The sequence below is a fragment of the Sphingomonas sandaracina genome, assembly GCF_036663695.1.
GTDB lineage: Bacteria > Pseudomonadota > Alphaproteobacteria > Sphingomonadales > Sphingomonadaceae > Sphingomonas.
The window spans coordinates 1-15,363 of the sequence record NZ_JAXOJK010000014.1; the positions used below are offsets into that span (position 1 = coordinate 1).

Consider the following 15,363-nt stretch of genomic DNA (forward strand, 5'->3'; position numbering starts at 1 on the left):
TCGGTCTGGACCCGATCCGCGATCTCCATACAGGCCAGCAGCCGTGATGATGGCTGCATCAACAGGCCGGACACACGGAAGCACCTGAACCTGCGCGAACAAATCTCTCAAAAACCCCCTTGTATCCAGCGGGGCGTCCACACACGGACGCTCGTACACATTCCCCTTTTGACAGGGGTTGCATCCTGCTTCAAACAGCTTGCCGCCCATCGTGTTAATTGACGCCGATCAATCGCGACATCGGATACCGCGCCGATCTGTGGTGGCCTATTCTTAAAGATCGGCCGTTGCGAAAATGCCTACGGCCCAGTCAAGAAAAACCCGGACACGCGGTGAGAGCTGTCGGTTCTGCGGATAGAGCGCCACGAGCGGCGTCGGCGAAGGTGGATAGTCGGCCATTACCTCGGTCAGCGTGCCAGCGGCGAAATCGTCGACGAAGCGATAACGCGGGGCCTGGATGAGCCCCATGCCCAGCCGGGCAAGCTCCCCCATCGCATCAGCACCGCCCACCGTCACGCGGCTGGGCAAGGTGACATAGTCGAGCCGGCCCTCAACCATAAACTCCAAGGGGATGATCTCACCAGTTCGCGATGACAGATAGCCGATCATTCGATGACCTTGGAGATCGGCGGGCGTCGCTGGCACGCCGTGACGCGCGAGATACGCCGGACTCGCGCACGTCATCTCGTTCAGCGTGGCAACACGACGCATGATCAAGCCACTTTCAGTTGGCTCCCCTGCACGGATGACGCAATCCACGCCTTCGCGCACGAGATCGACGAGGCGATCCCCTTCGCCGATATGAAGATCGATCCGCGGGTAACGGTCAAGGAACGCGGGGATGTGCGGGATCAGAAAGCGCCGCGCGATCATCGCATGGACGTCGATCCGAAGCAGCCCACGCGGCTCGGCATCCTGAAACGCTCCCTCAGCCTCTTCGATATCGGCCAGGATCGCGATGCAGCGACGATAATAGGCGTCGCCATCGAGCGTGGGGGTCACGATCCGTGTCGTGCGCTCCAGCAGGCGCACGCCCAACTGCGCCTCCAGCTGCTTGATGCCCTCGGTCGCAGTCGAGCGCGACATATCAAGATCGGTTGCTGCCGCAGTGAAACTACGACGTTCGACGACACGTACGAGCAGCCGCATGGCTTCCAGGCGATCCATGCGCATTGTTCGCCATATCCGAACACACTTCGCAAGGCCTGACCGATTATCCCGCCCGCACGACAGCGTACATGCAGTCTCAGAAGGAGACGGATCATGACGGAACGTAGAATTGCACTGGTTACCGGAGGATCGAAAGGCATCGGCGCTGCCATCGCCAAGCGCCTGGCCGCCGACGGCATGGCCGTGATCGTAAATTACGCGCGCGGTCGCGAGGGTGCTGAAGACGTTGTGGCCGAAATCACCGCATCCGGTGGCGAAGCGATCGCGGTACAGGCCGATGTCAGCACGCTGGACGGCATACCATCGCTGTTCGACGCTGCGGAACGGACTTTCGGCGGCCTCGATATACTAGTCAACAATGCGGGTGTTGCCATCTTCGCGCCGATTGCCGATGTCAGCGACGCCGATTTCGATCATCAGCTTGCAGTCAATATCGCTGGTGTTTTTCGCGGCATGAGAGAAGGCGCACGTCGCTTGCGCGATGGAGGTCGCATCATCAGTTTCTCGACCAGCGTCGTCGGCGCGCTACTCCCCCGGTACGGCGTCTACACCGCGACAAAGGCTGCGGTCGAGGCAATGACGAGTATCCTCGCCAAGGAACTGGGCACGCGCGGCATTACCGTGAACGCGGTCGCGCCAGGGCCGACGGCAACGGCATTGTTTATGAACGGCAAGTCGGAAGCCTTGGTGCAATCGATGATCGACGCGAATCCGCTGAAGCGGCTTGGCCAGCCCGGCGACATCGCATCGGTCGTGGCATTTCTAGCCAGCCCCGATGGTGGCTGGGTCAATGGTCAGACGATCCGCGCCAATGGCGGTTTCGTCTGATCAGGTTTCAGGCACGTCCGCAGCTACGGGCGCTCGTTGCGTGGCCGTCAGCGGGCGCTCTTTTTCGTGCGTGCCCTGCCTCCAAGCCGAGCCTGGTACGGGATCCTAACGCGGTGTTCCTGTTAGCCGATCTCCAAGCCGACAACATAGACAAGTTGGCGCCGGGCTATGCAGGTGAACGTAAGCTTGGTCGGCGCCCGTCGCGGCATTCCATCCTCGATGAACTGCGAACCTACGCTTCGCCAGCCGCCTGACCGCAAGTCGTCTTGATGATCGGGATCTGCTTCCAATAAACGCGGTGGATAGCCGCCTCCTGGAACCCGATTGTCAGGCACTACCTCCGGACGCAAGCGCGTCTAGGTTCGGGAGCGAGCCCGCCAACGGCACGGTTGCAACGACCCAGTCGTCGACATTCACGGCTTCGTTCGTCTCGATAGCAAACGGCTTATGACCTCGACCACCAGTCCGGGCAGACAGAAGTCCGCCCGGACCGAATTCGCAACGCCGCCTACATGCCGGCGGCGGTGGGGCGGACGATGATCTCGTTGATGTCCACGCCCTCAGGCTGCTCCAGCGCGTAGCGGATCGCTCGCGCGATCGCATCGGGGGTCAGCGACTTCTGCCGCCAAGTGGTCAAAGCAGTGGCGATATCCGGGTCGGTGATGTCATTGCCCAACTCGGTCGCCACGACCCCGGGGGAAATGATCGTCGTGCGGATGTCGTCATGCTCCTGGCGCAACCCTTCGGTGATCGCCCAGACCGCGTATTTGGTCGCGCAGTAGACGGCGGCGCTCGGCATCACGAAATGCGCGGCGATCGATGCCACGTTTACGACATGGCCTTCCTTCTGCGCGATGAATCGGGGCAGCACGGCCGCGATTCCGTTCAGCACGCCATGAACGTTGACGTCGATCATCCGCGTCCACTCGCCCTGCTTCAGAGCGGCAAGTGGTGACAGCGGCATCACGCCGGCATTGTTGATGAGCACGTCCACGCGCTCGAACCGCGCTTCCGCGGCGTCGGCGAAGGCGGCGAAGCCTGCCGCGTCGGTGACGTCCAGCGCTTGCCACGCCACATTCGCGCCGAGCTCTGCCGCGAGTGCTTCGAGCCGATCGGTCCTGCGCGCACCGATGAAGAGGCGCGCCCCCCTGCCCGCGAGCTCCCGCACGGTCGCCTCGCCAATACCGCTGGAGGCGCCGCTGATCAGCACTGTCTTGTCGATGACGTCGTTCATGATGGTTCCTGTCCTGTTGCCATGACGGCTAAGCCTAGATGGAACCGAACGAGCGGCAGGTGTGAGACCGATCGCCCGCAATCCTTGCACGATCCTCCGAAATGACGCCGCCCGCGCTTGCGAGGGCGGGCAACAGCGGACACAGTCCTTAGATGGGCACGATCGCAGACCTAGCCGCGCTGGTTGCGCGCCATGTTACCAGAACCGGGATGGCAAGCACGCCGATAGTTCGATTGTCGCTGTTCCGCGCCGATGAGCCGACCGTGCCGTTGCCGGCCGTGTATGATGCTTCGCTTTGCATAATTGCCCAAGGTGCCAAGCGGGTCTCGCTAGGCGGACAGAGCCTTCTTTACGATGCCGCGCATTACCTGCTCGTCTCGGTCGACCTGCCGCTCGTCGGACACGTCATCCAGGCGGATCGCGAGGCTCCGTACCTTTGTTGCAAGATCGACATCGACCAGGCGGTGCTGGCGGACCTCATACTGGCGGAAGGCGCCCGGGCGCCCAAGGCCGATCTACCAGCTCTTGCGGTATATCGCAGCGACGACGATCTGGTCGATGCAGCGTGCCGACTGGTGCGTCTGCTGGACCAGCCCGACAGCATCGCTGCGCTGGCGCCGCTGATCGAGCGGGAGATCTTGTATCGTTTACTCAAAGGCCCCCACGGCCCCGCGCTTCGCTACCTGGCGGTCGCCGACAGTCACCTCAATCAGGTTAGCCGCGCCATTGCGACGATCCGCACAGGGTTCGACCGACCGCTCCGCATCGGGGACATTGCCACTGCGTCGGGCATGAGCCCGTCCTCCTTGCACGAACACTTCAAGGCAGTGACTAAAATGACCCCGCTGGAGTATCAAAAGCAACTGCGCCTGCAGGAGGCACGGCGCCTGATGCTGTCAGGAGGCACGAACGCAAGTGGCGCAGGTTTTGCCGTGGGATATGAGAGCCCATCGCAGTTCAACCGCGAGTATGCTCGCCTGTTTGGCGCGCCGCCCCGTCGTGACACCGAACAGCTACAGCGCAACGGCAATTTACTGACGCCAGTATAGCCTCCCTTTTTCGATGATGACCCACAATCGGCCGTTCAACGCGCTCGCCAGTCGTCCCAACTTTGCCGTTCGTTCATGTTGTCAAAAACGGGGGGCGGTACCAGCGGAGCCGGCTACCCACTTCGCGCATGCCGTGAGCCATCATCGACCGTTAAAAAGCGCTCTTCCTGCTTCTCAGCGTCGAACATCTATTCATGTTAATTTAGGCCCTCGTAACGCGTGCTTATAGAACTCACGCTTGTCAGATATCGATAAGGCTAAGCCCCTCCTGCGATTTAGTATTTCATGGGTCTCGCTTGCACTCAACGGCATGCCTAGGAGGTACCCTTGCGCTTCCTGGCAGCCGAGATCGCGCAGGGTATCACGCACCGAGGCGTTTTCGACGCCTTCAGCGACCACACGTAGTTCCAAGCTTTCCGCCAACCGAATGATCGCCGAAACCATACGGTGAGCGGCGCTATCGGTATCGACGTTGGAAACGAACGAACGGTCGATCTTGAGTTTGTCGAAAGGCAGCATCCGGAGATGCTGAATAGACGAAAATCCGGTGCCGAAGTCGTCAAGAGCGAGAGAAATCCCCTGGTTCTTCAACGACTCGATGATCCGCTGGGCCGAAGCAGGATCAGAAATGAGGGCGTTTTCGGTGATTTCGAGGCAAATACGGCGCGCTGGGAAACCCTGCCGTGTGAGCACTGCCAATATCTTTTCCGACAGCCACGGATCGCGAAACTGGATCGGTGATAGGTTTATCGCGATGGTCAGTTCGGACGGCCATCTATTGGCGTCACGGCACGCCCGTTCGAGAAGTTGCAACATGAGCTCATCGATCAGCCCGCACTCTTCAATAATCGGGATGAAGCGACCGGGCTCAACCATAATGCCGTCGGCGCGTTTCCACCGAGCAAGCATTTCGAAACCGACGATATTGCCAGACGCCAGATCCACGATCGGTTGATAATATGGATGGAACGCCTCTGTACCAAAATCCACGCGGATCTCACGCTCAAGCACAGCGCGAGCCACCAGCGCATCTCCCATGACCGGCTTGTAAAAGCGATGGCGCGAACGACCACCCGATTTCGCATCATACAAGGCGATGTCCGCGTGCTGCATCAACGCTTCACGGCTCGCGGCGTCGGTCGGGAAACAGGAGATCCCGATGCTAGCGCTGATATGGTGGGAGAACCGGTCGATCGGAAACGATGCGGCCATTTCACGGACGAGCTTATCCGCCATGACGTTCGCGGGACCGATGCCGTCACCATCAAGCTGGAGCGTGACGGCAAACTCGTCGCCACCAAGTCGGTAGACATTGCCGGTAGGGATCACGAGCATGCGAAGTCGCGTCGCAACTGCGCCTAAAAGCTGGTCTCCAGCACCATGCCCGTACGCATCGTTCACGCCCTTGAACAAGTCCAGATCGATCATGAAAAGATACATCTGGCTCCGCGGCGCACTGCGATCGAGAAATCCATCAAGATGCTCGGTAAGCGCGCGCCTGTTTGCTAGGCCAGTCAGCACATCTTCGTAGGCCATTTTCTGCGCAGCAAGCTCTGCGGCTTGCGCGCGCTCTTGCTCGACCAGCATGTCAGCGCGCGACTGTAGCACTTGCCTGAAGCCTGCGTGATTCGTAGCCAATGTCCGCAATATCAGTATCGCGACGATCAGGAAATTTGCGCCAACACTGAACAGCGACCAATCCGATGCTATGAACAGACGAGTCGTGACAGGCATCACGCCGAACAGCAAGACCAGGTAGCCGGCACTCGGAAGTGCTTGCAGACAGAAGCAACAACTAATCGCTCCTACAAAAACGTAGAGCGAAATCGATACGCTGCGGATGGGTTCGGCTTCCGAAAACAGCAACGACCCCCACGTCCCGAAAACTAAGCTCAAAAGTGTAGCCGTGATGATCGTGCCGCGAAGATAGCGCCGAATCTGGTCAGGTTGCGCTATAATCGATCTGCGTCGCATCCAGAGAAGCGCCCGCGCGGCAATCGCAACCGATAACAGGATCGGTATGCCAAAACTCATCCCGAATGGTACGTCGCGAAAAGACTCGATGCCAAGAAACAGGACGTTGATGAACATCAGCCCGTACATCAACGGAATCTGGCGTCGCAACGCAGCATATTGCTCAAGCAGAAACGTGTCCGACGCCGGCAATCGGCGCAATCTGAATTCAGGCAGCCAATCGAACATTCTTTCAGTCCCTTAACGGCCTCCACTAGCAACAAAGGGTTCATAACATGTTGAGAGCGGACGCGGACCGCAGCTTTCTCCGCCAAGAGGCCTTCGCGGTTTGCCTCGAAAATGAAGCCGGCTGATCATTTCGGATCTCCCCGAACGAGGAGCGTCAATTGATCTGACTTCCCGCCCCGATAGGAATTTCTCTGAAGTTGAATACGCCCCACAAACGGACGTTCATCGCCCGTTTTCGGCTTCCCAACTTTGGACACTTGTTCATGTTATCATAAGCGGATGTCGGCAACATGTTGAAGATAGAAATCCGCCCGCGGCGCTCGCGCTACGTCGCGGCCAGGATCCGCTCGGCAAGCTGCCTTCCGGATAGCCAGGCACTCTCGATCCGCGGCGCGATCAGCCAGTCGCCCGCCGCACCGATCCGTTCGCTACCGTTCCACAGACACCCGAGGTCGGTGGCGGTCGCCCGTGCATAGCGCCAGCGATGGCCGGCGCGAACGATCGGCCCAGGCATGGCGGAATCGCACTGCTTCGACAATGCCTCGAGCAGACAATCGACAACGGTGTCGACCGGCTCCTCAAGATGCGTGATCGACCATGAAGGCGTTGCCTGCACGACCCAGGCTTCCGGCCCGGCCCGCCCAGGCTTCGCGCTGTTGCGCGCGGCCCAGCCGATGATGCCTGCATCCCTGATAACGTCCTGCTCGATTGCCAACGGACCGTCGAAAGCGACCATCGTCGTCCAGCACGGCGTCGATCGACAGGCGAGCGCTTCGCTGGCCATCGCCGGGTCGTGCGGCGCGAGCAACGGTGCGGCCTGCTCGGCGGGGGTCGCGACGACAACGGCGTCGTAGGTCTCGGACGGGGATTTGGTCACCGGGGCCTCGACCCGCCACCCGTCGGCCGTGGTGCGAATCTTGGTGACGTGGCAGTTCCAACGGACGTTGGTCTTCGCGGCAAGATGTTTGACGATCGAGCTCATCCCGTCGGTCCCGACCCACGCGTCCCCACCGGCAGCAGGCCAGCGCGCGACCACGCCAGCGGCCTCCCAGTCGCGCATGGCATCCACGAACGCGGGATCGCGCAGCGTCAGATACTGCGCACCATGATCGAACGCGACCTCGCCGCCGGGCACAGCGATCCACCGCGTCGACATCCGTCCACCGGCGCCGCGTCCCTTGTCGAGCACCGTGACGTCGCAACCGCCCTGCTGGAGTCGTACTGCGCAGGATAGTCCCGCAACACCGGCACCGACGATCGCAACCTTCACGCGAATCTCCAACTGATGGCACCGGGGCATTGCTGCCCCGGTGCCAAATTGTACAGCGTCTCAGCCGCTCGGCAGCAGCACCTTGTCGATCACGTGGATCACGCCGTTGGTGCAGGCGATGTCGGCAGTCACGACCTTGGCGCTGTTGACAGTCACGCCGTCGGTGCCATCGACATGGACGGTCGCGCCGCCCGCCGTTGCGGGGTCGAGCACCTTGCCGCTCACGTCCGCGGCCATCACCGTGCCGGGCAGCACGTGGAGCAAGAGGATTTCGGTCAGCTTGTCCTTGTTCTCGGGCTTGACCAGATCGTCGACGGCGCCGGCCGGCAGCGCTGCGAATGCATCGTCGGACGGTGCGAAGACCGTGAACAGCCCCTCGCCCTTCAGCGTGTCGACCAGCCCTGCGGCGCCGACCGCGGCGACCAGCGTCGTGAACAATCCCGCGGCAACGGCGTTAACGATATCATGCTTGGTATCGGTCATCTTTTCAATCCTAGATCAGAGCAAAAAAAGTGCGTTCGCCAAGGTTCCCACGTGCGCCACGACCCGCCCATGCCTCTATCTGAAGCCGACGATCGGAAGTCACCGCGCCAAGTCATCGTCCGGCGTGGCCCTCATTTCACTCGGCCAACCGATGCGCGATACGACCTTTTGGTCGTATCAAAATCGACGACCCCGACACCACGTGCTAGCGTTGACCCGAAAGATAGCTGCAGCTTTTCCACGCTGTAGATGCCGTAGTAATCGACGATACGGAGCGGAAGTTTGCCTTTGCCATCCTGTTTGAATCCAAGTGCGTCCGCGTATGCGCTCCGTGAAGCCCGGTCGGCGTGACCATCGATGTGAACGAGGCCCCGGCGTTTCTCCGTAGCGATGGCGAGCTCGGCAAGATGATCGCCGCGCATGACTGGTCGGATTCGGCTTACGGCGCGCCCGCCGACTGGCCGGCGCATCTGCAGACCGCTGTCGCGGTCATGCTTCGCGCACCCTTGCCGATGGCACTGCTCTGGGGTTCCGACGGCGTGTTGCTCTACAACGATCCGTATGCGGAGATTGCCGGGGCGAGCCATCCGGGCATTCTCGGTCGGCCGGTGCGCGATGCATGGCCGGAGATCGCCGCGTTCAACGACCAGGTCCTGAGGACCGTGCTGGCAGGCGAGACGCTGACCTATTCGCGCCAGGAGATAACGCTGGTGCGGGGCGGATCGACGGAGCAGGTCTTCTTCGACCTGAACTATTCGCCCGTGCCGGCGGCGGACGGCGTACCCGCCGGCGTGATCGCGATCGTCATCGACGTGACCCGGACCGTCCACGCCGAGGAGGGCCTGCTGGCCGAGACGGATACGCTCGAGACGCTGAACAAGACCGGTGCGGCGCTGGCGGCCGAGCTCGATCTCGAACCGCTGGTGCAGATGGTGACCGATGCCGCCGTCCAGCTGACCGGCGCGCAGTTCGGGTCCTATTTTCACAATCTCATGGACGAGACCGGCGAGCGGCTTCACCTGTTCACGCTGTCGGGCGCCCGCCGCGCCGATTTCGAGAGCCTGGGACGCCCGCGCGCGACCGCGGTGTTCGGCCCCACATTCCAGAACGAGGGCGTGGTGCGCTCGAACGACATCCTCGCCGACGCGCGGTATGCGCAGAACGCGCCCTATGCCGGGATGCCGCCGGGTCACCTGCCGGTGCGGAGCTATCTCGCGGTGCCGGTCGTCTCGCGGTCGGGCGAAGTGCTGGGCGGGTTGCTGTTCGGGCATTCGGACACGCACCGGTTCACGTTGCGTCACGAAAGGCTGATCGTCGGCGTCGCCGCGCAAGCGGCGATCGCGATCGACAACGCACGCTTGTTCGCAGCCGTGCAGGAGAATAACGTCACGCTCGAACGACGCGTGGCGGAGCGGACCGACGAACTGACGCAGGTGCATGATGCGTTGCGCCAGGCGCAGAAGATGGAGACGCTCGGCCAGCTCACCGGCGGGATCGCGCACGACTTCAACAATCTGCTGACCGTCATCCGCGGTTCCGCGGATCTCCTCAAGCGGCCCGGCCTCGCCGACGATCGGCGCGCCCGTTATGTCGACGCGATCTCGAAGACCGCGGACCGCGCCGCAAAGCTGACTAGCCAGCTGCTCGCCTTCGCCCGCCGATCATCGCTGACGCGCGAGGTGTTCGATGTTGGCGATACGATCCGCAGCCTGAACGAGATGATGGAGATGCTGTCGGGCGCGCTGATCGAGGTCGATCTGCAGCTGTCGGACACTCGCTGCTTCGCGAACACCGACGTCAGCCAGTTCGAAGCCGCGATCGTCAACATGGCGGTCAACGCGCGAGACGCGATGGGCCAGCGGGGCCGCCTGACGATCACGGTCAACCCGTGCGACAAGATCCCCGCAGTCCGCGGCCACGAGGAGCGTCATGGCGACTTCGTCTGCGTGTCGATCGCGGACACCGGTACCGGCATTCCGCCCGAGGACCTCGACCGGATCTTCGAACCCTTCTTCACGTCGAAGGACATCGGCAGCGGAACCGGCCTCGGCCTGTCGCAAGTCTTCGGCTTCGCCAAGCAGGCGGGTGGTGAAGTCATGGCGGCCACCAAGCCGGGCGAAGGCGCGACGTTCACGCTCTTCCTGCCGCGCGAACGGCATACACCGACAATCCAGCGTAGCGAAATCACAACAAGCGCGCACCACGCCGACAGCTTCCGGATTCTGGTCGTCGAAGACAATCCTGAGGTCGGCGCGTTCGCCTCGTCTGCGTTGCGCGACCTGGGTCACGACGTCGTCCTCGCACGGCATGCCGAGGAAGCACTCGCGTATCTTGAACACGGTCGGAACGCAATCGATTTCGTTTTTTCGGACGTGATGATGCCGGGCATGAGCGGAATCGATCTTGCCCATGAAATACGCCGCCGTTTGCCAACGATGCGCGTTATTCTCACGAGCGGATATAGCGAAATATTGTCGAAGAAAGGCGTGGGCGACTTCAAACTCCTTCGCAAACCGTACTCGGTGAGTAGCCTAAACTCTATCTTTTCGATCGAATAATGAGAACTACCGCTTCTAATTAATTGGTAATCGGCTATTAACTTTGCGCACCGCTTTAGCTTATTTCGCAATGGCACAAAGTGTATACCAACTCATGTACTAAGTGAACGAACGAAAGAGCGCATAATTTTTTGTTCCTGCGCATCGTTCCACTTCGACCTACTTGCGGTCATTCGCGACCTCTTTCTGGCTCCCCAATTTCTGCCATCCATTCAGTATTGCAGCAGAGAAGGTGCTGAGCCTCGGCCCTGCCCGCTGCCTTGCCAGCTTTCAAAAGGATGATGAGGCGGCAAAGCTTTTACCGGCCCATTAACTGGCTGTCGGCTGCATAAGCTCTATCGTGATATGATCGGGGCCTGAAACGTAGGCCACCAATGTTCCCTTCCGTGCACCACCCGGGATCGGCAGCGGATTGCCTTTCGCCTTCCATCCTGCTGCCTCGACGCGGGCAATGGCGACGTGAATATCCTTTACGGTCAGAGCCAGGTGGGCCGCTCCGATCGATCCCGCGCCGCTGGGCACCGTCCCGTTCTGGAGCCCGTTTGAATATTCCAACAGTTCGACCACGTAGCCGTCTTGTGCCTTGACGATCGCCGTTTTCACACTCGGATCATCGACACCTGTCACCTGATGCAGGAAGTCGCCCCCCATCTCCGATTGCCGCTCAAGTGTGAAACCGAGCGCTCCCGTCCAGAACCGAACGGCTTCGTCCAAAGACGACACAGCGAAGCCTGTGTGGTCCACGGCAATTACGTTTGCGGCGTCCGTCATTACTGCCCTCTCACTGGTATGCCGGCAGTGCTTACCACGCGACCGTTCACCATCGTAAACCGCTTTCCCAAAACCCTTCCCCGCATACACTTTCCAAATATGGGCTGGTGGACACGGAGAAACGGAAAGGCTTCGAGCCTCTTAAAGCAGCGGGTTCCAGGATGCGAAAGACCTTGGGAGCAGACGAGCTTGGTCATGCAGCGATCAGGCGACCAGCGGCCGCGGAGACCCACAATCGGACGCTCACGCCCGTTCCCTCTCTTCCCAACTTCGGACGCTGGTTCATCATTGCGAATGACCGATTTTGAAGCCCGGCTATCCACTCGCGAATGTCGTGATTGGGGAGGAAAGCGGACAGGCCGCTTATGGGAAGGCAGATGGCGATTAATACACCTGCATCAACGCCGTGTTCTTCGTCTCACCGTATCAGCAATCCACAGGAACAAGACGAGGATCGGCAAGCCTACAAATGCGCCGCCAACCAGCCTAGCTAAGTCATTATCTGATTTTATAAACGCTTCGAGCCCTCCGAAACCAATTCCGAGCCAAACTAATGGTGCCAATACCACCATCCATGCCAGCGATATGGTCAAGTAGACATTTCGAAGTGTATTGCCTTGGAGGTCCATCGGGTTATGCTGAACGAACGGCGGCTAGCAGGCAAGCCATAGTAAATGCCAGATGTCTGGGAATGGGCGCGAGCCGACTGTCCACTGCGCGGCAGCGAAGACCCATAAGCGGACATTTACCCCGAGCTAGTAGCTTCCCGACTTCGGCCACCCATTCATGTTTTGGTTTCGTAGTTTCTGCTTGGCTGGACCGAACGCCAACGAGAGATCCAAGGGTGGCCCTCTCAGCTATTCGAGATGGCAAAACCGCTACACGCCCCTGCCCTTGGCGGGTAGTGGATGCCGATGACCCTTGCGCATTCGCTTTCGACACCTGGGCGGCCGGCCCAAACATCTTCTGCCAGACCATAGATGGCAGTCGCTAGCAGACCCGGTCGCGGGATGCCACTTCCGCCAACCACGTGGCGTGAGCGACTGGGCGCGCTTAGAAACCTGCCGCCGTTCCTCGCCATGGTTTGGCGCACCAGTCGATCGTTGACTGCGGTCACGCTCGCGGTTCGGCTGGTAAGGGCTCTGCTACCGGTAGCGACCTTGTTCGTGGGCAAGCTCATCATCGACGAGGTTGTCCAACTACGTGGACTCGCTGATCATCCCGTGAGCCTGACCGCATGGCTGGGATCAGGTCTGCTCGGCCGCTTGGAGGCGCTGCTACTCGCCGAACTAGCTCTCGCCATCGCCTCCGATCTTCTGGGCCGGGTCGTATCTCTGGTGGATGGCCTGCTCTCAGACCGCGTCAGCAATGATGCCAGCGTTCGCCTGATGGAGCACGCCGCCACCCTCGATCTTGCCGACTTCGAGGATGCGGCCTTTCAGGACCGTATGGATCGCGCGAGAATGCAGGCAAGCGGGCGCATGTCGCTGATGGGCCAGCTATTCGGGCAGGCGCAAGACATCATCACGGTCGTGAGCTTCGCCGCCGGGCTGGTCGTCTACGCACCCTGGCTGATGGTGTTGCTCGCCGTCGCCCTGATACCCTCGTTCCTGGGTGAGGCGCACTTCAACGCGTTGAGCTATGCGCTAAGCTATGTACGTACGCCGCAGCGTCGCGAACTCGACTATGTCCGCCAAGTTGCCGCCAGCGCGGATACGGCCAAGGAGGTAAAGATCTTCGGCCTCAGCGCGTTCCTGATCGACCGCTACCATACGATCTCGCGCGACACCTACGAGGCCAGCCGCCGGCTTGCACTCCGCCGCGCCGTCTGGGGTTCCGGCTTCGCGGGACTGGGTACGATCGCCTATTATGCGGCTTACGCCTACATCGCCTGGCGCGCGGTCGCGGGATCGCTGTCGATCGGCGACCTCACCTTTCTCGCCGCATCGTTCTTGCGGCTGCGTGGATTACTCGAAGGTCTGCTGAGCGGTTTTTCTGCGACGGCGGGCCAAGCGCTCTACATCGACGATCTGTTCTCGTTCTTCCGGACCTTGCCCGGGATCAGGTCACCCGAGAATGCATTGCCCTTCCCCTCCCCGGTCCGGCAGGGCTTCGTCTTCGAAGACGTTGGGTTCCGCTATCCGGGTGCGGAGCGTTGGGCGGTACGCCATTTGTCCTTCGCCCTGGCACCGGGCGAAGTGCTGGCGCTGGTCGGCGAGAACGGCGCCGGGAAAACGACACTCGTGAAGCTGCTTGCCCGGCTCTACGACCCCGTAGAGGGTCGCGTGCTGCTCGATGGTCGAGACCTGCGCGACTATGATCTCGATGCGTTGCGCGGCGCGATCGGTGTGATCTTCCAGGACTTCGTGCGTTACAACCTGCCCGCCGCAGACAACATCGCGGTTGGCCGCATCGAGGCGCGCGGCGATCGTCAACGGATCGAGACCGCCGCCGCCGCCGCCCTCGCGGACGACGTCGTCGCCAAGCTGCCCGGCGGCTACGATCAGATGATCGGCAAGCGGTTCCGCAACGGTGTCGATCTGTCGGGGGGTGAATGGCAGAAGATGGCAATTGCCCGCGCGTATATGCGCGACGCCGAGGTCCTGATCTTGGACGAGCCCACTGCCGCCCTAGATGCACGCGCCGAGTATGAGGTGTTCCAGCGGTTTCGCGAACTCAGCGCGGGGCGCTCGGCGGTGCTCATCTCACATCGGTTCTCCAGCGTGCGCATGGCAGACCGCATCCTGGTGCTCAGCGATGGCCGCGTAGAAGCATCGGGTACGCATGACGCACTGCTCGCCGCTGGCGGGCGATACGCCGAGTTGTTCGAGCTTCAAGCTGCAGGGTATCGATAACTGGCATCGCCTAAGCGAGGTGTCCCATGTCCGCAAATGGGCGACGCGGAATGGCCGGTATGGAGAGGATGTTGGCGGTCGGCCCGACGGCCGAAGGCGACCTATACGGCGGGTCGGATCAGCACTACACCCTCGCTGCAGGCAGCCAATCGTTAGGAAAGTATGATGAGTCGGACTTTCCCGGTTGTGGTCGCAATCGCCATTGTTGCCCATAGCCCTTCAAGCTCGGCACAAAGTCTAATATCAAAAAAATACATCCTAGACCGCACACAAAGCGATGATGCTGCGCGAATGATAGCGAACGCTGCTCCCAGCCCTCTCAACATTAATTGGCCCGAACTTCGTCGGAAAATATACAAGTCCAGTCTACCCACGGATAATTTCAGACTTACAATCGTAGCAGGTCAAATTTCGATCAGCGACGACAGCCCTCGGCCGATAATACACGTCTTTTCAGACGATGGATCGATGAAGTGGAAGATCAATGATGGCCAGGTTCTCGACGTGTCGGCAAAGCTAGATGGTGGCACTATCGAGGCAAGGTACATTGGCGACGGATATGAGCGAATGACGGTTTATCGCAACGTCGGGCAGAGCCTAGTGGCGGAGTCTACCATTACCAGTCCAATGCTGTCGGCGCCAATTCGCTTCAAGAGCATCTATACCTAATAAGGGGGGGGGGCGATATACTGCATAGGTGTTAAACTGCCTATCTGATGCTGCGGCTACTAGCGAGTGTCCGCAACTCGGCGAACGCGCCCTGCCCTCCGGCTTCCGGCCAGACCCAAACCCGGACACTTGCGCGCCCTTCCGCGCTCCCCAACTTCGTTGGGGTGGACGCCCCCTGACGGCATTGATGTGCCATAGTGGAGGTGTTGAAAACACCACTGAGGAGGCGTCCATGGGTGAGGTTAGCACAGTCGGCATCGATCTGGCCAAGTCG

Annotated in this window: 11 protein-coding genes; 5 read left to right on the forward strand and 6 right to left on the reverse strand. The window is 60.7% G+C overall.

Annotated features, from left to right (window positions below; genetic code table 11):
• Positions 1-273: 273 nt before the first annotated feature.
• Positions 274-1,167: a LysR family transcriptional regulator gene (locus tag U1707_RS18900; protein ID WP_332801607.1), complete on the reverse strand. Its 894-nt coding sequence runs from the start codon at positions 1,165-1,167 to the stop codon at positions 274-276.
• A 96-nt stretch (positions 1,168-1,263) separates the two neighbouring features.
• On the opposite strand from U1707_RS18900, the gene U1707_RS18905 reads away from it, so the two are divergent.
• Positions 1,264-1,998: an SDR family oxidoreductase gene (locus tag U1707_RS18905; protein ID WP_332801608.1), complete on the forward strand. Its 735-nt coding sequence runs from the start codon at positions 1,264-1,266 to the stop codon at positions 1,996-1,998.
• Positions 1,999-2,506: 508 nt separating this feature from the next.
• On the opposite strand, the gene U1707_RS18910 is transcribed toward U1707_RS18905, so the two are convergent.
• Positions 2,507-3,232 carry an SDR family oxidoreductase gene (locus U1707_RS18910; RefSeq protein WP_332801609.1) on the reverse strand — a complete coding sequence of 242 codons (726 nt, stop codon included), beginning with the start codon at positions 3,230-3,232 and terminating at the stop codon, positions 2,507-2,509.
• Between the two features lie 152 nt (positions 3,233-3,384).
• Here U1707_RS18910 and U1707_RS18915 point away from each other — a divergent pair, with 152 nt between their 5' ends.
• Positions 3,385-4,281: an AraC family transcriptional regulator gene (locus U1707_RS18915; RefSeq protein ID WP_332801610.1), complete on the forward strand. Its 897-nt coding sequence runs from the start codon at positions 3,385-3,387 to the stop codon at positions 4,279-4,281.
• Between the two features lie 192 nt (positions 4,282-4,473).
• Here U1707_RS18915 and U1707_RS18920 read toward each other — a convergent pair whose 3' ends face one another.
• The 3 genes from U1707_RS18920 to U1707_RS18930 form a co-directional block, all read right to left on the reverse strand.
• On the reverse strand, positions 4,474-6,483 hold the full coding sequence (locus U1707_RS18920; RefSeq protein WP_332801611.1) for a putative bifunctional diguanylate cyclase/phosphodiesterase: 2,010 nt from the start codon (positions 6,481-6,483) through the stop codon (positions 4,474-4,476).
• A gap of 325 nt (positions 6,484-6,808) precedes the next feature.
• Positions 6,809-7,753: an NAD(P)/FAD-dependent oxidoreductase gene (locus tag U1707_RS18925; protein ID WP_332801612.1), complete on the reverse strand. Its 945-nt coding sequence runs from the start codon at positions 7,751-7,753 to the stop codon at positions 6,809-6,811.
• Between the two features lie 60 nt (positions 7,754-7,813).
• Positions 7,814-8,236 (reverse strand): fasciclin domain-containing protein, encoded by a 423-nt coding sequence (locus U1707_RS18930; RefSeq protein WP_332801613.1) that lies wholly within the window; start codon positions 8,234-8,236, stop codon positions 7,814-7,816.
• Between the two features lie 347 nt (positions 8,237-8,583).
• Here U1707_RS18930 and U1707_RS18935 point away from each other — a divergent pair, with 347 nt between their 5' ends.
• Positions 8,584-10,794 carry an ATP-binding protein gene (locus U1707_RS18935; RefSeq protein ID WP_332801614.1) on the forward strand — a complete coding sequence of 737 codons (2,211 nt, stop codon included), beginning with the start codon at positions 8,584-8,586 and terminating at the stop codon, positions 10,792-10,794.
• 309 nt (positions 10,795-11,103) lie between these two features.
• Here the strand turns inward: U1707_RS18935 and U1707_RS18940 are convergent, their stop codons facing one another.
• On the reverse strand, positions 11,104-11,565 hold the full coding sequence (locus U1707_RS18940; RefSeq protein WP_332801615.1) for a VOC family protein: 462 nt from the start codon (positions 11,563-11,565) through the stop codon (positions 11,104-11,106).
• A gap of 1,223 nt (positions 11,566-12,788) precedes the next feature.
• On the opposite strand from U1707_RS18940, the gene U1707_RS18945 reads away from it, so the two are divergent.
• The gene (locus U1707_RS18945) at positions 12,789-14,420 is read left to right on the forward strand and encodes an ABC transporter ATP-binding protein (RefSeq protein WP_332801616.1); all 1,632 of its coding nucleotides are present in this window, start codon (positions 12,789-12,791) and stop codon (positions 14,418-14,420) included.
• Positions 14,421-14,888: 468 nt separating this feature from the next.
• Positions 14,889-15,089 (forward strand): hypothetical protein, encoded by a 201-nt coding sequence (locus U1707_RS18950; RefSeq protein ID WP_332801617.1) that lies wholly within the window; start codon positions 14,889-14,891, stop codon positions 15,087-15,089.
• Positions 15,090-15,363 lie beyond the last annotated feature (274 nt).